The 18,683-nt window shown below is 66.2% G+C and carries 16 protein-coding genes; 7 read left to right on the top strand and 9 right to left on the bottom strand.

Annotated features, from left to right (window positions below; all coding sequences use genetic code 11):
* The first annotated feature begins 10 nt into the window (after positions 1-10).
* Positions 11-3,022, top strand: coding sequence for an aminotransferase class III-fold pyridoxal phosphate-dependent enzyme (locus CE453_RS19765; RefSeq protein ID WP_089176132.1), 3,012 nt, complete (start codon positions 11-13; stop codon positions 3,020-3,022).
* A gap of 43 nt (positions 3,023-3,065) precedes the next feature.
* Here the strand turns inward: CE453_RS19765 and CE453_RS19760 are convergent, their stop codons facing one another.
* Both CE453_RS19760 and CE453_RS19755 read right to left on the bottom strand, forming a co-directional pair.
* On the bottom strand, positions 3,066-4,106 hold the full coding sequence (locus CE453_RS19760; RefSeq protein WP_089176131.1) for a Gfo/Idh/MocA family protein: 1,041 nt from the start codon (positions 4,104-4,106) through the stop codon (positions 3,066-3,068).
* A gap of 5 nt (positions 4,107-4,111) precedes the next feature.
* Positions 4,112-4,924: an HpcH/HpaI aldolase family protein gene (locus CE453_RS19755; RefSeq protein ID WP_089176130.1), complete on the bottom strand. Its 813-nt coding sequence runs from the start codon at positions 4,922-4,924 to the stop codon at positions 4,112-4,114.
* Positions 4,925-5,037: 113 nt separating this feature from the next.
* Between CE453_RS19755 and CE453_RS19750 the strand changes: the two genes are divergently transcribed.
* Positions 5,038-6,171 (top strand): mandelate racemase/muconate lactonizing enzyme family protein, encoded by a 1,134-nt coding sequence (locus CE453_RS19750; protein ID WP_089176129.1) that lies wholly within the window; start codon positions 5,038-5,040, stop codon positions 6,169-6,171.
* Positions 6,172-6,179: 8 nt separating this feature from the next.
* On the opposite strand, the gene CE453_RS19745 is transcribed toward CE453_RS19750, so the two are convergent.
* Together CE453_RS19745 and araD are read right to left on the bottom strand one after the other, a co-directional pair.
* On the bottom strand, positions 6,180-7,178 hold the full coding sequence (locus tag CE453_RS19745; protein ID WP_198302159.1) for a LacI family DNA-binding transcriptional regulator: 999 nt from the start codon (positions 7,176-7,178) through the stop codon (positions 6,180-6,182).
* Between the two features lie 62 nt (positions 7,179-7,240).
* Entirely contained in the window at positions 7,241-8,971 is a 1,731-nt protein-coding gene (gene araD / locus CE453_RS19740) for an L-arabinonate dehydratase (RefSeq protein ID WP_089178029.1), read from the bottom strand.
* Between the two features lie 199 nt (positions 8,972-9,170).
* On the opposite strand from araD, the gene CE453_RS19735 reads away from it, so the two are divergent.
* From CE453_RS19735 to CE453_RS19715, 5 genes are read left to right on the top strand one after another with little or no spacing between them, the layout of a single operon-like run.
* Complete coding sequence (locus tag CE453_RS19735) at positions 9,171-10,421, top strand: ABC transporter substrate-binding protein (RefSeq protein ID WP_157733113.1); 1,251 nt, start codon at positions 9,171-9,173, stop codon at positions 10,419-10,421.
* Between the two features lie 25 nt (positions 10,422-10,446).
* Positions 10,447-11,379 (top strand): carbohydrate ABC transporter permease, encoded by a 933-nt coding sequence (locus CE453_RS19730; RefSeq protein ID WP_157733112.1) that lies wholly within the window; start codon positions 10,447-10,449, stop codon positions 11,377-11,379.
* Positions 11,376-12,191, top strand: a complete 816-nt coding sequence (locus tag CE453_RS19725) for a carbohydrate ABC transporter permease (protein WP_089176125.1) — start codon at positions 11,376-11,378, stop codon at positions 12,189-12,191. Before CE453_RS19730 ends, CE453_RS19725 begins: the two co-directional genes overlap by 4 nt.
* 3 nt (positions 12,192-12,194) lie before the next feature.
* Complete coding sequence (locus CE453_RS19720; RefSeq protein WP_089176124.1) at positions 12,195-12,602, top strand: carboxypeptidase-like regulatory domain-containing protein; 408 nt, start codon at positions 12,195-12,197, stop codon at positions 12,600-12,602.
* Between the two features lie 2 nt (positions 12,603-12,604).
* Positions 12,605-13,651, top strand: coding sequence for a hydroxyacid dehydrogenase (locus tag CE453_RS19715; protein WP_089176123.1), 1,047 nt, complete (start codon positions 12,605-12,607; stop codon positions 13,649-13,651).
* Between the two features lie 26 nt (positions 13,652-13,677).
* Here CE453_RS19715 and CE453_RS19710 read toward each other — a convergent pair whose 3' ends face one another.
* The 5 genes from CE453_RS19710 to CE453_RS19690 form a co-directional block, all read right to left on the bottom strand.
* Positions 13,678-14,553, bottom strand: a complete 876-nt coding sequence (locus CE453_RS19710; protein ID WP_089178028.1) for an SMP-30/gluconolactonase/LRE family protein — start codon at positions 14,551-14,553, stop codon at positions 13,678-13,680.
* A 5-nt stretch (positions 14,554-14,558) separates the two neighbouring features.
* The gene (locus CE453_RS19705; protein WP_089176122.1) at positions 14,559-15,230 is read right to left on the bottom strand and encodes an SDR family oxidoreductase; all 672 of its coding nucleotides are present in this window, start codon (positions 15,228-15,230) and stop codon (positions 14,559-14,561) included.
* An 11-nt stretch (positions 15,231-15,241) separates the two neighbouring features.
* On the bottom strand, positions 15,242-16,432 hold the full coding sequence (locus CE453_RS19700) for a Gfo/Idh/MocA family protein (RefSeq protein WP_198302158.1): 1,191 nt from the start codon (positions 16,430-16,432) through the stop codon (positions 15,242-15,244).
* A complete protein-coding gene (locus CE453_RS19695) occupies positions 16,429-17,484 on the bottom strand; it encodes a sugar phosphate isomerase/epimerase family protein (RefSeq protein WP_089176120.1) in 1,056 nt (351 codons plus the stop codon). The genes CE453_RS19700 and CE453_RS19695 overlap by 4 nt, the downstream gene beginning before the upstream one ends.
* 178 nt (positions 17,485-17,662) lie before the next feature.
* Positions 17,663-18,652, bottom strand: coding sequence for a tripartite tricarboxylate transporter substrate-binding protein (locus tag CE453_RS19690; RefSeq protein WP_089176119.1), 990 nt, complete (start codon positions 18,650-18,652; stop codon positions 17,663-17,665).
* Between the last annotated feature and the right edge of the window lie 31 nt (positions 18,653-18,683).

Raw genomic sequence — 18,683 nt, 5'->3', positions numbered from 1 at the left:
GAGGCCGAGGATGACGGATAGCTGGTTGCGTGGGGTTGCCGAGCAGTTCGGCGTGCAGGGAGCGTTGCGGCAGCTCGGTGGCGAATATGATCTCAATTTCCGCGGCAAGACCGCGGAAGGCGACGTCATCGTCAAGGCGATGCGGCCGCTGGGAGAGCCTGCTCTGGTCGATCAGCAATGCGCTGCGATCAGCCATGCGCTCGCGGCCGACCCCGCGCTGCCACTGCCGCAGCTTCTGCCGGCCGAAGGCGCGAAGTTCTGGCGCGAGGTGCGGGACGGCGCGGGTCAGGCGCGCATGGTCTGGGTCCAGCGCGCCTTCGACGGCATCCCGATGGGCGAAGCAGGCCCGCAGCCGCCAGCCGTTCTCTCCGAACTCGGTGCGCTGACGGCCCGGCTCGACCTCGCTCTGCGAGACTTCAAGGTCACCGCCGCTCCCGATGCGGCGAAATGGGACCTGACCCAGGCCGGCTGGATCAAGCCGCATCTGAGCGTGCTGGAAGGCGCGCGTCGCGACCGCATCGCGCAGATCGTTGCCGCCTACGAGGTCCTGCAGCCCGTGCTCGATCGCCTGCCGCGGCAGACGATCCACAACGATCTCAACGACTTCAACATTCTCATCCAGCCGCGCCTCGGCGAGCCCGCCAGGATCAGCGGTCTGATCGACTTCGGCGACATGACGATGGGGCCGCGCGTCTGCGAGATCGCCATCGCCGCTGCCTACGCCATCCTCGACCACGAGGCGCCGGAAGCGGCGTTTGCCGCCTTCGTCGCCGGCTATCATGCCGTTTCGCCGCTGAGCGCCGAGGAGATCGGGCTGATCTGGCCGCTGGTTCGCATGCGGCTGGCCGTCAGCGTCGTCAACTCGACGATCGAGGCCAAGGGTCGGCCGGACGATCCCTATGTCACCATCTCGCAGGCTCCTGCCTGGAGGCTCCTCGAGAACCCGGCGATCGACGGCGATTTGATCGAGGCGCGGCTGCGCAATGCCTGCGGTCTGCCCGTCACCGACACTGCGGGCCGTATCGCCGATTGGCTCGCTGGACAGCGCGGAGCCTTTGCGCCGGTGCTCGGTCGGCCGCTCGACGATCTTCCAGTCGGCTCGCTCGCTGTAGCCGAGGCCACGGTCCCGCAGAATCCCTTCGACCTGCGTGCAGACGAGGCTCGGCATCTCGGCACCGGGCTCGGCATCACCTCGGAGTGGTGGCTCGGCCAATATGGTGAGCCGCGGCTGGTCTATACCGACAAGGCTTTTCGCAAGGGTCGCTGGCTTGCCTCCAACCGCCGCACCATCCACATGGCGGTCGATATCTTTGCTCCCGCCGGCGAGCCCGTCCGCGCGCCTCTCGCCGGCAAGGTCGCTCTGGCCGAGAACCGCAAGGGCCATCTCGACTATGGCGGCGTCGTCATCCTCGAGCACCGCACGCCCGCGGGCGACGTCTTCCACACGCTCTATGGTCATCTCGCCGCCGATGGCGCGGCGAAGCTGAAGCCCGGTCAGGAGATTACGGCGGGCGAGGCCTTCGCAAAACTCGGCCCAGCCGAGGAGAATGGCGGCTGGGAGCCGCATCTGCATTTCCAGCTCGCGCTGACGCTGGACGGCATGGGCCATGACTGGCCAGGCGTCGCCGATCCGGACGATTGGAAGCTCTGGCAGGCGATCTGCCCGAACCCGGCCGCGCTGCTCAACCTGCCGGATGATCGCGTTGCCTACCGGCCAGTCGACGAGGATGCGCTGCTGGCCGAGCGCAAGGCCCGCTTCAGCGCCAATCTGAAGCTCAGCTACAAGCGCCCGGTCACTTTCCTGCGCGGCTGGCGTCACCATCTCTTCGACGCGATGGGGCGTCCCTATCTCGACGCTTACAACAACGTCCCCCATGTCGGGCACGCTCATCCGCGCATCCGCAAGGTGGCGATGGACCAGCTCGCGCGGATGAACTCGAACACGCGCTACCTCCATCCGGCGCCTATGGCGCTGGCCGAGCGGCTCACGGCTAAGCTGCCGAAGGAGCTGGAGGTCTGCTTTTTCGTGAATTCGGGCTCGGAGGCGAACGAGTTGGCGCTGCGCCTCGCTCGCGCCGCCAGCGGCGGTTACGACATCGTCACGCCCGATCACGGCTATCACGGCAACACCACCGGCGCGATCGATATCTCCGCCTACAAGTTCAACAAGCCGAACATGGGCGGGCGCAAGCCCTGGGTGCAACTCGTCGACGTCGCCGACGACTATCGCGGCCGCTTCCGCCGCGACGATCCCGACCGTGCGCTGCGCTATGCACAGCAGGTCGACGGTGCACTGAAGGCGATCGCGGAACGCGGTGGCAAGGTCGCGGGCTTCATCGCCGAGACCTTTCCGAGCGTCGGCGGCCAGATCATCCCGCCGCCGGGCTATCTCGCGGCGGTCTATGAGCGCATCCGCGCCGCTGGCGGCGTCTGCATCGCCGACGAGGTCCAGACCGGGCTTGGCCGCCTCGGCGACTATTATTTCGGTTTCGAGCAGCAGGCGGTGCAGCCGGATATCGTCGTGCTCGGCAAGCCGCTCGGCAACGGTCACCCGATCGGCGCGGTCATTACCACCCGCGCCATCGCCGAGCGTTTCGCAGAGGGGCCGGAATATTTCTCGACCTTCGGCGGCTCGAACCTGTCCTGCCTGATTGCGGCCGAGGTGCTCGACATCGTCGAGGAGGAGGGGCTTTCGGCCAATGCGAAGGCGATGGGCGAACGCCTGCTCGCCGGCATGCGTGACCTGGCGCAGGATTATTCCGTCGTCGGCGATGTCCGCGGCATCGGCCTCTTCCTGGGCCTGGAGCTGGTCACGGATCGCGAGACGCGCGAACCCGCGACCGATGCGGCGGCGCATGTCATGAACCGGTTGCGCGATATGCGCGTCCTGGTCGGGCGCGAAGGCCCTGCCGACAATATCCTCAAGATCCGTCCGCCGCTGACGATCGGCGCCGACGACGTCGAGATGATCCTCGATCGGTTGAAGGTCTGCCTGCGCGAGGTCGAAGCCACGCGCCGGTGACGGAGACCGAACGGCCAGGTTCCCGACTGAGGCCGCCCAGGCCTCAGCTGACAGCGGTGCCGGGTTTGGTCCAGTATTCGGCCAGCGAGACCGGTTCCTGCTTTTGCCCGGCTTCCTGGATGGCGAGGCAGAGCGCCACCGCATTGCGCGCTTCGGCGAGGCTGAGCGACGGCTCGCCCTCGCCGGCGAAGGAGGCGAGCGCGAGGGCGAGGTTCTGCTCAAGTTCGAACAGCTCTCCCGAGAACGCGATGGCACGCTCACTGGCGTCGTCCTCGCCGGCTGCCTGAACCCAGAGCGAGAAGCTGGGGTGCTCGGTCCGGTCGAAAGCTCCACTCCAGTTCGTGCGGACGGCGCCGCTGCTACCGGCGATCTCGAGCAGGGAATGGTGCTGGAAGCCGGCGAGGCATTGCGTCACCAGCGCGCTCGAACCATCCGGCCAGTCGAGCAGGGCCGAGAGCGTCTGCGGCATCGCCGAGCCGTCGCTGGCCCGCACGGTGGCCCGCTGCGGCAGGCCGTTCTCCCGCGCGTACCACATGATGAGATCGACGAAGTGAACCAGCTCCTCCAGGCCGTAGGAGCCGACGCGGGCGGGGTCCTGCCGCCAGCCGCCGGAGCCGGGCTTGAAGGGCCGGCGGAAGAGCGAGAGATGCTGATGGGTCACCCGCCCGATCTCGCCGGCCGTGATGATCTCCCGCACCTGCCGCCATTGCTGCGAAACCCGCAGTTCATGATTGACTGCAACCTGGCGGCCGCTGGCCTGCGCTGCCGCGAGGACGGCGTCGCATTCGGCCAGCGTGATCGCAAGCGGCTTTTCGAGGATGACGTGCCGTCCGGCGTCCAGCGCCGCGACGGCGTAGCGTGCATGCAGATGGTTCGGCACCGTGATGGCGATGACGTCGAGGGGCAAGGCGAGCAGCTCCTCGAAGCTGCGGACGACCTTCGCCGCGGGATAGGTCGACAAGGCGGCCTGCGCCGACGCATCGCTATGGCAGAAGATGGCCGCCAGCTCCGCCCTCTGCACCCGCGCGTAGCTTTGGGCGTGCATGCGTCCCCAGGCGCCGAAGCCGGCAAGGCCGATCCGCATGGCGCTCACTCCTTTCGGATCGTGACATCGGCTGCGACGCCGGCGAAACGTGTCGCGGCTGCATCGGCATTGCGCAGGAGCAGCGAAAAGTCATTGGCGACAGAGACGAAGTCGAAACCGGAGCGGATATGGCGCTCGGAGATCTCGTCATTGGGGGCGAGCGCGCCAACCGCCTTGCCGGATGGCCGGCAGCGCCTCAACCCGTCCTCGATCGCGGCGGTTACGTCGGGGTGGGCGGCCTGGCCGGGCATGCCCATGCTGGCGGCAAGGTCGCCGGGCCCGAAGAAGACGGCATCGACTCCATCCACCGCAGCGATCTCCTCGCAGCGAGCGAGCGCCTCCTTGGTCTCGATCTGCACGATGAGGAAGAGGGATTCGCTGGCACGCGCGGCATAGTCCTTGAAGCGAGTGTAACGGCTCGCGCGGTGCATCGCCGCGATGCCGCGAATGCCGTGCGGCGGATAGCGCAACGACTGGACGGCGCGGCGGGCTTCGTCCGGGGTCTGCACGAAGGGCAGCATCATCGTCGCGATGCCGGCATCGAGGTGCTGCTTGATGAGCAGCGGATCGTTCCACAGCAGGCGGACGATCGGAATCGTCGGCGTCGCGGCGATAGCGCGGCAATGCGCCATCGCGTCGTGGAGCGAGACCGGCGCGTGCTCGCCGTCGACCAGGAGCCAGTCATAGCCCGACCAGCCGAGGGCCTCCGTCGCGTCGACGGAGTTCAGCATCGACCAGATGCCGATCAGCGGCCGGCCTTGACGCATCGCCTCGCGGAACGGGTTCGGCCGGGTGGCATGGATATCGCTGGCGGTCATGTCCGTCTCTCCCGAAGATGCCGAGCGGCGGCGCGCGCTCGTGCGAAAAGAACTGGCGCTGAGCCTGTGGAGCGGTCTAAGCCCGGATGACGAGGAGCCGGAGCATCCAGGACATGGCCTACGCGACGGATGAGGTCGTCATCGCCACTGCCAGGGCGGTCGCGGTGCGGGCGCCGATCGAGACCCATGTGCGGACCTCGTTCGGCATCATGCGTGATCGGCCTGCCGTCTTCGTCGAGGTCGAGGATGATCATGGCCATCGCGGCCTCGGCGAGATCTGGTGCAATTTCCCCTCGGTCGGTGCCGAGCACCGGGCGCGTCTCGTGCTGGAAACGGCGGGGCCGCTGCTGCGCGATCTCTCGCCGCTGCCGGTCGGCGCTGTTTTCGCGAGGCTGATGACGAAGCTGCATGTCCTCGCTATCCAATCCGGCGAATGGGGACCGCTGCGCCAGGTCTGCGCCGGTCTCGACATCGCCTGCCACGATCTCGCGGCGCGGCGCGCGGGGCTGCCGCTCAGCACTTATCTCGACGGGCAGGCCGCGGGATCGGTCGCGGCCTATGCGAGCGGCATCGGCCCGGAAGCGCCGGCGGCGGTCGCGGCGCGGGAGCTCGCGCGCGGCCATGAAAGCTTCAAGCTGAAGGTCGGCTTCGGGGCCGAGACCGACATGCGCTCGCTCGACGCGATCCGCGGCGCGATTGCCGATCGTCGCCTGATGATCGACGCGAACCAGGGCTGGACCCTCGAGCAGGCCATCGAGCACGGGAATCGCTTCGCCGAGTACCGGATCGACTGGCTCGAGGAACCCCTGCGTGCCGACCGCCCCGCTGACGAATGGCGCGCCCTGAGCAAGGCGATGCCGATCGCCATCGCGGCCGGCGAGAATATGAACGGGGTCGCGGAGTTCCAAGCCGCCATCGGTTCCGGGATTTTCCGCTTCCTGCAGCCCGACGCGGCGAAATGGGGCGGTATCAGCGGCTGCCTCGCGGTGGCCAGAGCGGCTCGCGCTGCCGGCCTCGTCTATTGCCCGCATTATCTTGGTGGCGGGATCGGTCTTCTCGCCTCGGCCCATCTGCTGGCTGCGGCAGGTGGAGAGGGCATGCTGGAGATCGACACCAATCCGAACCCGCTGCGTGAGAATCTCGTGCAAGGCCTCATGCCGCTTTCGGAAGGCCGGATGACGTTGAGTCCGCGGCCTGGCCTCGGCATCGCGGACGATCTGGAGGGCATCGTCGCGCGGGCAAGGTGAGGCGCTGCTCACGTACTGCCTCGCCTGACGAGCTCGAAGCCGAGGTCGTGGACGCCCCCGGTCGGCAGCTGGCCGGCGATGCGCTCGCGCAGGACCTCGGCGATCTTCAACCCGATGGCCCGTCGTGGCAGGCTGACCGTGCTCAGGCCTGGCTCGCAGGCCGCGGCGAAGTCGACATCGCCGACACCGCAGATCTTCAGCCGGTCCGGCACGGACCAGCCTCCGCGCCGGGCTTCGAACAGGGCGCCGAGCGCCACGATATCGTTCGTGCATAGCACAGCGTCGACGTCGGGATGCGCCGCCATGAGTTCGGCAAAGGCCTTGGCGCCGCCGACGGAGGTCGGAAGTCCGGGCAACTGCACCTCAGCGGGCGCTGCGAAGCCGATGCTCTGCGCCGTCTCGAAAAAGCCGGCACGCCGGGCATCGGCCCGGTAGTCGCGCTGATGCATGGCGCCGACGAAGCCCAGGCGCCGGGCACCTCGCTCCTTGAAATGTCGGGCGACCGCGACCCCGATATCGCGCTGGGAGAAGCCGATGGCCGTGTCGATCGGGTTGTCGGTCAGCTCCCACATCTCGACAATCGGCACGTCGGTATCCAGCAGGGCGCGCATCGCACCCCGGCTGTGCCGACAGCCGGTGATGACGAGCGCGGCGGGTGACCAGGCCAGCATGGAGGCGATCAGCCGCTCCTCGCTCTCCATCTCGTAGTGGCTGTTGCCGATCAGGAGCTGATAGCCGGTCCCGGCAAGCCCCTCCTCGATCGCTTCAAGCGTCATCGAGAAGAAGGCGTTGATCATCGAGGGAATGACCACGCCGATCGTGTTGCTGCGGGCGCTCGCCAGCGCGCCGGCCATGAGATTCGGCCGATAGGACAGGTGCTCGACCGCCGCCTCGATCTTGCCGCGAACCTCCGGAGAGACGAGTTCGGGCTGCCGCAGGGCGCGCGAGACGGTTGCGGTCGAAACGCCGGCGATGCGTGCGACATCCGCCATCCGCGGGCGCGCCATGCCGGGCCTTTCCCGCAAGGCCGGAGCCGGCTTCGACCGATTGGCGCTTTTCTCCCCCTTCATCAGAAAATGCCCGGCTCCGCTGTTGGAGGGCCATGTTCGAGGAAGTCGAAATCGCAGCCCTTGTCGGCCTGCGTTACCGCGCGTTGGAACAGCATGCCATAGCCGCGCCCGTAATGCGGCGGCGGTTGCTTCCAGACCGCCCGGCGACGCGCGAGCTCGGCATCGTCGACCAGCATGTCGAGGCGGCGGTTGGGCACGTCGAGAACGATCTCGTCGCCGGTCTCGACCAGTGCCAGCGGGCCGCCGACATGCGCTTCGGGCGCTACATGCAGCACGCAGGTGCCGTAATGGGTGCCGCTCATGCGCGCATCCGAGATGCGCACCATGTCCCGGACGCCTTTCGCAAGGAGCTTCTTGGGCAGAGCCAATGCGCCCCATTCCGGCATGCCCGGTGCGCCGACGGGGCCGGCCCCGCGCAGGATCAGCACGCTGTTCTCGTCGACGTCGAGGTCGGGGTCCTCGACGCCTCGGGCGAGGGCGGCGGGTCCGTCGAAGACCACGGCCCGCCCGCGGTGGACCATCAGTGCGGGGCTCGCGGCAGACGGTTTGATCACGGCGCCGTCAGGCGCGAGATTGCCACGCAGGACGGCGATAGCCGGCATCTCGCTCACCGGATTCGAGAGCGGCCGGATGACGTCCTCATCGACGATCCGCGCCCGGCCCAGCGCCTCCTCCAGCGTCTGTCCGAGGACATTGCGGGCGCCGAGATCGAGCCGGTCATTGAGCCGCGACATGAGCCCGCCGAGGCCGCCGGCGAAGTAGAAATCCTCCATCAGATAGTTGCCGGCCGGGAAAATGTTGGCGAGGATCGGTGTCTGCCGGGCGATCGCATCGAAATCGTCGAGCGAAATCGAGAGCCCGGCCCGCCGGGCGATGGCGACGAGATGGATCGCCGCATTGGTCGATCCCGAGAGGGCGACGTCCACGTGCAAGGCATTGCGTACCGAGCCCTGCGTCAGGAGGCGCGAGGGCTTGAGGTCCTCCCAGACCATTTCGACGATCCGCTCCCCGCAGGCGGAAGCCATGCGGGTATGGGCGGAGTCCATGGCGGGAATGCTCGAGGCGAAAGGCAGCGTCAGCCCCAAGGCGTCGACGATCGAGGTCATCGTCGAGGCGGTGCCCATCGTGTTGCAGGTTCCGGGGGAACGCGTCGAAATGCCTTCGATCTCGACCAATTCGCTGTCGCTGAGCACCCCGGCGCGATAGTCGTTCCAGTACTTCATCGTATGCGTGCCGGCGCCGACGCGCGTGCCGCGCCAGCTGCTGTTCAGCATCGGGCCGGCGGGACAGAAGATCGCCGGCAGGTCCATGCTGAGCGCGCCCATCAGCAGGCCTGGCGTGGTCTTGTCGCAGCCGCCGAGAAGCACGGCGCCGTCGATCGGGTGCTGGCGCAGCAGTTCCTCCGCCTCCATGGCGAGGAAGTTGCGGTAGAGCATGGTGGTCGGCTTCACCATGACCTCGCCGAGCGACAGGGCGGGCAACTCGACGGGGTACCCGCCGGCGCGAATGATCCCGCGCTTCACCGCCTCGGCCCGCTCGCGCAGATGCGCGTGGCAGGGCGACAGGTCGCTCCAGGTGTTGAGGATCGCGATCACCGGCCGCCCCATGAACTCTTCGCGGCGCAAGCCCATCTGCTGCATCCGCTGGCGGTGGGCGAAGGCGCGCATGCCTTCTGCCGAGTACCAGCGAGCGCTGCGCAGTTCTTCGGGACGGCGGGACGGCAACGGCATGAACTCCTGGGTCAAGCTGGCGTTAAATGACATCGCTTTCATGAGCCTGTCAATCGACGCAAAATGCCTTTGAATGCCGGATTATTTGGCATGCTCGCGGTCGTTTCAAGCCTGCTTGACCATATGAATGTAACCGCTATCATCGATCTCGAAATCACCCGTAGAGGTGAAGATGCCACGTCTTTTCAGGGAGGGCGGCATGGACCGCAGAACGATCATCAAGGGCGGCCTGGCCGCGGCGGGCACGGTCGCGATGCCGGCCTATCTACGAGCGCAGTCGAACCGCAAATTGAGCATCCTGACCTGGAACATCGCTGACCAGGAGGCCTTGTTCAAAGAGGAGTTCGCCGACTTCAAGGCGCAGAATCCAGGCGTCGAGATCGAATGGCTCGACAAGAAGGGGCCGGAGCTGCCGGCCTTCTACCAGACCCAGCTCGTCGCCGGCACGGCTCCCGACATCATCGATCTGCAGGGGATGATCTGGGTCGAGTGGGCGGCCAACGGCGCCTTGCTCGATCTGACGCCCTACATGCAGAAGGAGCCGGATGTCGCGAAGCTCTACAATCAGGATTACCTGGGAAGCTTCGTCTACGACAAGAAGAACTACGTCGTTCCTTTTTATATCGCCAAGACGCTGCTTTTCTACAACAAGCTGATGTTCAAGGAGGCGGGCCTCTCGGCGCCGCCGAAGACGTTCGACGAAGTCGTCAATTTCAGCCAGGCGATGGCGAAGGGTGAAAAGACGGGCTTCCTGACGCTGAATTTCGACTGGCTCTATTGGCCGCTGATGCAGATGAACGGCATCGAGCTGCTGAAGGCCGATATGAAGACGCCGGCCTTCAACACGCCGAAGACGATCGAGGTCCTCGACAAGCTCGCCAAGGCGACGGCCTCGGGCGGGATCAACAAGATCGCCTGGACCGGGCGCTGGGTGGAGCCCAACGGCGCCTTCGCCTCCGGCAATGTCGGCATGTTGCAGGCCCACTCGGCCTCGTACTTCTTCGTCAAGGGGCAGGCGCCCTGGGTCAATGCGGATACGCTCGGAGCGGTACAGAATCCGGGCAATTGGTCGACCCCGACCAATCATGGCCTCGCCATCTCGAAATCCTCGAAGAACCCGGATCTCGCCTGGGCGCTCGTCAAGCATATGACGGGCAACAAATGGGCGACCGAGTTCTCCGTCCGGCGCCGCATCCTCACCGGCAACATCGCTGCGGACAAGACAGGGCTGGAGAAGGTCAAGGCTGACGACCCGCTGGCGCATGCCGTGCTGCTGACGCAGCTCGAGCATACCGACAAGATGTGCGGCAACTGGCCTCTGCCGAACGACGCGCAGGTCAAGGATGCCTTCTGGCCCGAGGTCCAGAATGCGGTACTGGGCCGGAAGGATGCCAAGACGGCGCTGGCGGACGCCGAGCGCGCCGTGACGCGCGTCATGCGTCGTTCCTGAGGCAGGGGCGGCGCCTGCTATGGTGATGGCCCTGCCTGCCGCGTCCGACCGGCGGCCCACTTCGTTCCTGCGCAGGACCCAGACGCGCCAGACCATGCTGGTCTGGTGCTTCCTGGCGCCGTCGCTGCTGATCTTCCTGCTCTATCGCATCCTGCCGCTGGCCTGGAACGTCGTGCTTTCGTTCCAGGCCTGGTCGCCCCTGCGGCCGGCGGTCTTCATCGGCCTCGACAATTACGAGGAGATGCTGACGGACGATGTCTTCTGGCAGTCGCTCTGGAACACGGTCTTCATCATCCTGTCCGCGCCGGTCGGCATTGCGCTGGCGCTCGGGCTGGCGCTGCTCGTCAACTCCAATATCAGCGGGCGCAACGTCTATCGCACGCTGATCTTCCTCTCCTATCCGCTGATGACGGTCGCGGTCGCGATCATCTGGCGCTGGATGTATGACGAACGCGTCGGGCTGCTGAACTATGTGGCGCGGCTGCTGCACCTCACCGATACGCCGATCCCGTTTCTGAACTCCTTCGTCTGGGCGCTGCCATCGGTCGTGGTCGCCAATATCTGGCAGATGCTCGGCTTCTACATGATCATCCTGCTGACCGGGCTGCAGAACATCCCGAGTTCGCTGTTCGAAGCGGCTGAGATCGACGGCGCTACGGCGAGTGACCGTTTCTGGCGCATCACGCTGCCGCTGCTGCGGCCCTCGATCTTCCTGTGCTTCGTCATCGGCATGCTGAATTCGGTCACCAGCTTCGATCTGGTCTATGTCATGACCGGCGGCGGCCCCGGCCGCGCCACCGAGATCCTCGTCACTTACATCTACAAGCTCGGCTTCGTGCAGACACGGTTCGACTATGCCGCCGCTGTCACGGTCGTGTTCTTCGTCTTCCTGATCGCGGTCGCCTGGGCGGCGAACCGGCTCTCCGGCGGCAATGCCGGCGCCAGGGACATGGAATGATGCGCCGCTCTCCGACCTGGCCGATCCATCTGGCCCTGATGGCCGTCTGCTTCGTGATGCTGGTGCCCTTCTACTGGGTGCTGAAGACATCCGTCTCGGGCGAGAACATCTTCACCTATCCGCCCAACATCATCCCGCGGAATCCGAACCTCTTCTATTATGTCGATGTCTGGTACGCGATCCCCTTCGCCCGCTACTTCCTCAACAGCATCATCGTCTCGGTCATCACGATAGCGGCCAACATCGTCTTCAACGCGATGGCGGGTTATGCGCTGACGCGCCAGTTCAGGGGCAAGGGCTTCATCCTCGTCCTGTTCCTGTCCTGCATGATGGTTCCGTTCCAGGCGACGATCATTCCGGCCTATCTGATCACCGGCAAGCTTGGGCTGCTCAACTCCTATCTCGGCCTCGCCCTGCCGCAGTTCTCGACGATCATCTGCATCTTCGTGTTCAAGGCGAGCTTCGACGCGATCCCGGGTTCGCTGATCGATGCGGCGAAAGTCGACGGCCTGCCGGAATGGCGCATCGTCTGGACGATCATGCTGCCGCTGGCGAAATCCGCCATGGCGACGAATGTGATCCTCTCCTTCATCTGGTCTTGGAACAACTTCCTTTGGCCGTTGATCATGACGCGGACGCCGGAAATGCAGACGCTGCCGCTCGGTCTGGCACGTTTCCTGTCCTACCAGGAGGATACCACCGGCGCGCTCTATGCGTTCTGCATCATGGTGCTGGCGCCCGGCATCCTCCTGTTCCTGCTGGCGCAGAAGGAATTCATCCAGGGGCTCACCTCCGGCGCGACGAAAGGCTAGGGGATGGATGCTTATCCCAGCAGCCGGCCACGGGGCTGGCGGAAATGGCTGCTCAACCGCTTCGTGCTCGTTCCGGCCGTCATCCTGGCGATCGCCGGCGCCTGGGACCTCTATGCCTCGACCCATGATGACGGGCTCGTGCTCGGACAGGTGATCGATGCCCAAGGCAAGCCGGTCGAAGGGGCCGAGGTCACGCTCTGGGTCTTCAGCTTCACCACCTTCGCCGAGAACCGCACCGTCAAAACCGGCAGCGACGGCACCTTCCGCATCACCGGCAACCCGTCGCACAACATCCAGGTCAGCGCGGTGAAGCCGGGGATCGGCACCTCCCAGCGCGTGCCGATCCGGCTCTATTTCCGCTCGCAGAATACGACGCTCTCCGCCCCGCTCGTCCTCTCAGGCAGTGCCTGACCATGACGCGCCCCATCGTTCTGCTGGATCCGCATCCGCGACGGGCCGGCTCGATCTTCGATCCGGAGCAGATGCGCCGGCTGCAGGCGATGGCCGAGATCGTGACGGAGCATATCGACGGGCGATTGCCGGCTGCGCTGGTCGATGCGGCGCTGCCGCGCGTCAGCGCCGTGCTGGGGCAGACCGACCTGCCGGCCGAGCGGATCGCGCAGGCGCCCCATCTGAAGGCGGTCATCAATGTCGAGGGCAATTTCCTGCCCAATGTCGATGCCACCGCCTGCTCCGCGCGCGGCATCGAAATCCTCTCCGTCGCGCCGGTCTTCGCCGTGCCGGTCGCCGAGATGGCGCTGGGCCTGGCGCTCGATCTGGCCCGCGGCATCACCGCAGGCGACCGTGCGATGCGCGAAGGCCGGGAGGCCTATGGCCGCTTGGGCTGTGCCGGCTCGGTCCTCCTGTCGCGAGTGACGATCGGTCTTGTCGGCTTCGGCAATCTCGGCCGGGCGCTGCGCCGCCTGCTCGAGGGCTTTCGGTCGGACATTCTGGTCCATGATCCCTGGTTGCCTGCTTCCGCGATCGCGGAGGAGGGATGCCGGGCTTGTGGGCTCGATGAATTGCTCGGCGCCAGCGATGCCGTCTTTCTCCTTGCGGGGGCGACGAAGGATAATCCCGGCTTCATCGATGCGGGAGCGCTGGCGCGGATGCGCGACGGCGCCATTCTGGTGCTGGCGAGTCGCGCCGCCATTGTCGACTTTCCCGCGCTGCTCGCCGAGGCCGGGCGACTTCGGGTCGCGACCGACGTCTTTCCCGAGGAGCCTGTTCCTGCCGACGACCCCGTCCGGCGCTCGTCGATGCTGCTATCCTCGCATCGAGCCGGCGGCATCCCGGCCGCTTTCCACGACATGGGCGAACGTATCCTCGATGATCTCGCCCTGATCCTGCGCGGCCTGCCGCCGGTGCGGCTGCAGCGTGCGAATCTTCAGACGATGATGCAGATGCGCAGCAAGCCGGGGCGGGAAGGGGCGGAGCCACGCTCATCGGGCCGGAATTAGCGACAGCCTGGCCCCTCGCAACTCCATCAACCGGCGAAGAGCGGTTCCGGCAGCCCCTTCACGCCGAGGCCGTGGATCGCGAATAGGTTTCCCGCCTGGGGATTGTTCGCGCGCTCGGCCTCGCTCAGCATCGAGGCGGCGCTCGTGACATAGAGCACGTCGAGCCCGTCGCCGCCGAAGGTGCACATGGTCGGGTGCTTGACCGGCATGTCGATGAGCCGGTCGAAGCGACCCTTCGGATCGACTCGGGCGATCTTGCCGCCATGCACCAGCGCGCACCAGTAGAAGCCTTCCGCGTCGACGGTCGCACCGTCGCAACGGCCCTCGATGTCGCGGGTCGAGAAGAAGACGCGGCGATTGGAAATCGTGCCCGTGTCGATATCGAAATCATAGGCGAAGACGGTTTCAGCCCGTGAATCCGCGAAATACATCGTGCGGTCGTCCGGCGAAAAGGCGATGCCGTTCGAGACGATGAAACCCTGGTCCATGCGCTGTACGCTGAAGTCGGGATCGAGCCTGTAGAGCGCGCCGCTGGGATCCTTCAGGGCGCCGTCGCGCGAGCCGCACCAGAAGCGGCCTTTCCGGTCGCATTTGCCATCGTTGAGGACATTGGCCGGCTTTTCCGGTTCCGGATCGACGAGGGATTGCACGCCCCCGTTCGTCAGGTCGACGGTCGCAAACCCGGTCTGCAGCGAGGCGATCAGCCCGCCGCCGCGCCGGATCGCGAAGGAGCCGACGATCTCGGGCATCGGCCAGGTATCGAGCCCACCAGCCGGAGACCAGCGATGAATCGCCGGTGCCAGCGCGTCGACGAAGTAGAGAGCGCCTTCGCCGCCATGCCAGCACGGTCCTTCTCCCAGGGCGAAAGGGCCGGGCAGAACAGTCTCGATCTCGGTCTTCATCGTCGTCACCAGGGCAGAGGCTGATCGTGATAGGTCTGGAAGATGCCGGTGTGATGCCGCCCGGCGCGATGGAGCACGCCGCGCATGCCGGCGACGCTCTCCGCGACCGGCACGCGGCCCCCTGGCTCCGTCGCCGCCCAGCCCGGATGCAGCGCGATGACGCTGATGTGGCGGGGCGCCAGGTCGACCGCGAGGCCCTTCACCACCATGTTGAGCCCCGCCTTGCTGGATCGGTAGGCGTAGGAGCCGCCGCTCTGGTTCAGCGCGATCGACCCCATCCGGCTGGAGACGAAGGCCATGATCTTCAACTCGCTCGCAGCGACATTCTCGACCAGCGTTTCCGCGAGCTTCATGGGGCCGATCAGGTTGGTTTCGAGAATGCGCCGCCAATTGGCATAGTCGGTCTCGCCGAAGGGCGGGTGCGGCCGACCGATGCCGGCATTGTTCAGGAGGATGTCGACAGGTCGCCCGGCCAGCGTTGCGCTGAGCGCGGCAATGTCGGCATGATCGGTCATGTCGAGCTTAAGAACCTCGACATCGCCGGGGATGGCGCGGGTTTCCAGCGCGGTCCCGGGGTCGAGGCAGGTCGCATAGACCTTGTTCCCCTCGGCGGCGTATTGCCTGGCGAATTCGACGCCGAGGCCCGTGTCGCAGCCGGTGATCACGATCGTTGCCATGGCGGTCTCTGCTAGAGGCTGGAAGAGAGGGGAGTGGAGACCCCGCCGGCAGCGGAGCTGTCGAGGCACGCCATGACGAAGGCGAGCCCGGCGACGCCGTCCTCGATGGAAGGCGTCAGGCGCGCCATCTCGGTTGCGGGAGCAAGGCCGCGCCGCGCCAGGATGAGATCCGCGAAACCGCTGTAGAGATTGGCGATCGCCTCGATCATGCCCTCCGGGTGGCCCGGACGCGACAGTCTCGTCGCGTCTCGCGCCGCAACAGAGAGATCGGGACGGCCGGCGCCGATCAGAACGATGTCGCCGTTGAGCTTGCCTTGCTGCAGCTCGTTCGGAGCGCCGTGGTTCCAGGCGAGATGGCCGGTCTCGCCGAAGACGCGGATGGTGAAGGCGTTGGACATCCCGGCGGCGGCATTGCTCACATCGATACGGCCGCGAGCCCCACCGGTGAGCCTGAAGCGGATCTGCGCAATGTCATGAACCTTGCGGCCGGGAACCAGCGTCCCGACCTCGGCCGAGACGCTCGCCATCGGCTCGCCGGTCACGAAGCCGACGAGATGGTGGGCATGGGTGCCGATATCGCCGAGGACGAGCGAGGGGCCGCTGATCGTTGGATTGAGGCGCCAGCGTGCAGCGCCATCGGGCGTCGCCTCGACCAGCGTGGCATTACCCCCGGCGAGGTAGTCGACCTGCACGAGCCGCACGGCTCCGATCTCGCCAGCCAGGATACGCGCCCGCATCTCGCGCAGCATCGGATAGCCGGAATAAGTATGGGTCAGCGCGACCGCGACGCCGCTTTCGCGCGCCAGCGCGGCAAGTTCTCGCGCCTCCGCGAGGTCATTGCACAGCGGCTTCTCGACCATGACGTCGAGGCCGGCCGCAAAGGCCGCCTTGCAGAAGCCGGTGTGGCTGTCGTTGGGTGTGATGATCGCGAGGGCCTCGATGCCGTCCGCGCGCTCCTTCTCTTGTGACAGCATTTCGTCGAGTGTGCCGTAGCAGCGTTCCTCGGCGAGGCCGATGGCGCGCCCCTCGCGGCGCGAGCGCTCGGGCCTGGACGACATCATGCCGGCGACGAGGGTGAAGCGGCCGTCGAGTGCCGCAGCCATGCGGTGTGCCGGCCCGATCATCGAGGGCGGCGCGCCGCCGAGGATGCCGAGACGGATCGGTCGTCCCAGGGCGGCCAGAACGGGGTTGGCTTCACTCATGATCTCAGCCCCAGCATGCGGTCGAGTTCGCCCGATGGCGCGGAACGGCGCATGCCGTCGTCGAAACCGCGCTCCGTGGTGCGGATGATGTGATCGGCGATGAAACGCGAGCCTTCGCGTGCGCCATCGAAGGCGTTCTTCAGGCAGCACTCCCATTCGAGCACCGCCCAGCCGTCATAGCCGTAGCGGGTCAGGCTGCTGAATATTCCGGCGAAGTCGATGTCTCCGTCGCCCGGGCTGCGGAAACGTCCGGGCCGGTCGATCCAGTCGCCGTAGCCGCCATAGACGCCGCGGTCCGGGCTCGGGCGGAACTCGGCGTCCTTGACGTGGAAGGCCCCGATCCGCGCGTACCAGCGGTCGATGAAGCCAAGGTAGTCGAGATGCTGCAGCCGCAGGTGGCTGGGGTCGTAGAGGAGTTTTGCGCGAGGATGGTCGTCGACCCGTGCGAGGAAGGCAGCGAAGCTCGCCCCGTCATGCAGATCCTGTCCGGGGTGTAGCTCGAAGCAGATGTCGACGCCAAGCTTGTCGGCATGATCGAGCAAGGGGCGCCAACGCGCTGCGAGCGCCGCGAACCCGCGTTCGATCAGGCCGGGCGGAGGCGGTGGGTAGGGGTAGAAGAACGGCCAGAGCAACCCGCCGGAGAAGGTCGCGAGCTTGCCGGCGCCGATCCGTGCGGCGAGCGTGATCGCGCGCCGCAGTTCCTGATCGGCGTAGCGCTGGCGTGTCTCCGGGTCGCCGCGAAGCGGAGCAGGCGCGAACGCATCCATGATCTGGTCATAAGCTGGATGGACCGCCAGAAGCTGGCCTGCACGATGAGCGGCGATCTCGCTCACCACCAGCTCGTGACGCTTGATGGTGCTATGCCAGCTATCGATGTAACCGCTATCTTCGAGTCGATCGGTGTCGATGATCGCCTTGTCGTGGACGGGCACCTGCAGGGCCTTGAAGCCGTTCTGTGCCGCGAAGCCGGAAACGCCGTCAATATCGGAATAGAGCGGAGATTTTCCGAGATACTGAGCGATGAACAGACCCGGGCCGCGGATGGTTTTCAACGGCGTTGCACCCCCGAATTCCTCGATGTGGCGATGATGATAGCGCTTGCAGAGCGTGGTGCAACACGCATTTCAGGGAGACCCGAAGGTCGTGCCCACCATATCCGGACGAGACGGGGTTGGTCCCCGTCCCGGGTTGCGAAGCGGAAAGAGACGGAACCGCCGATTAGCGGCGGGCTTATTTCGCCGCTTGCGGAGCCTGGCCGGCCGCCTTCATGGCTACGGCCCATTTGTCGATCTCGGCCAGCAAACGCTTCTGATGCGCCTCCCGGGTCCAGTCGGCTTCCGGGAAGGTGCTGGTGCCGACAGCCTTGAAGCGCTCGCCGATCGTCTTGTCGCGCAACGCCGTCTTCAGCGCATCGTTGAGCTTGTCGAGCACGGCCGCCGGAGTGCCCTTGGGGGCGTAGAGCCCGTGCCAGATCGTCATGTCGAGAGAAACGCCGATCTCGCGCGCGGTCGGCGTGTCCTTGAGGACATCGAGGCGGTCCGGCGAGGTGACGGCGAAAGCCTTGATCTTGCCGCCCTCGATCTGCGGCACGGCGGTGGTCGACTGGTCGCACAGAACGTCGACCTGTCCGCTGACGAGATCGTTCATCGCGGGTCCGGTTCCGCGATAGGCGACTTGCGTGAACTTGACGCCCAGCGCCTGCGACATCAGCACGGCGCAGAGATGCGAATTCGAGCCGACGCCGGCGTGAGCGACCGTCATCTTGTCGGATTGGGTTTTGGCAAACGCGAAGAACGCCTTGCCGTCCGCTGCCGAGAGGGCACTCTTGCCGGTCACCACCATCGGACCGGTATTGACGAGGCCGATCGGCGCGAACGCCGTCTTCGTGTCATAGCCGAGATTGTCGTAAAGCGCTGGCGCCGCGGCCAGGGCAAGATGGTGAATGAGGAGCGTGTAACCGTCCGCCTCGGCGTTGAGCAGCCGCTTGGCGCCCGCGGTGCCGCCGGCGCCCGCGACGTTCTCGATCACGATCTGCTGGCCGAGCGTTCGACCCATGTTCTCGGCGAGCAGGCGGGCGATCAGATCGCTCGGGCCGCCGGCCGCGAAGGGCACGATCATGATCAGCGGCTTGGTCGGAAAGCCCTGGGCCATGGCTGGCGATCCCAGCCCCATGGCCAAAACACCTGCGATGACAATGCGTCTCGTCGTCTTCAGCATCATGCGTTCCCTCGGGTTGTGATGACCGCTCTGC

The sequence above is a fragment of the Bosea sp. AS-1 genome (genome assembly GCF_002220095.1).
GTDB lineage: Bacteria > Pseudomonadota > Alphaproteobacteria > Rhizobiales > Beijerinckiaceae > Allobosea.
The sequence above is the reverse complement of the archived record's forward strand: the minus strand, read 5'-3'. Positions and strand labels throughout refer to the sequence as shown.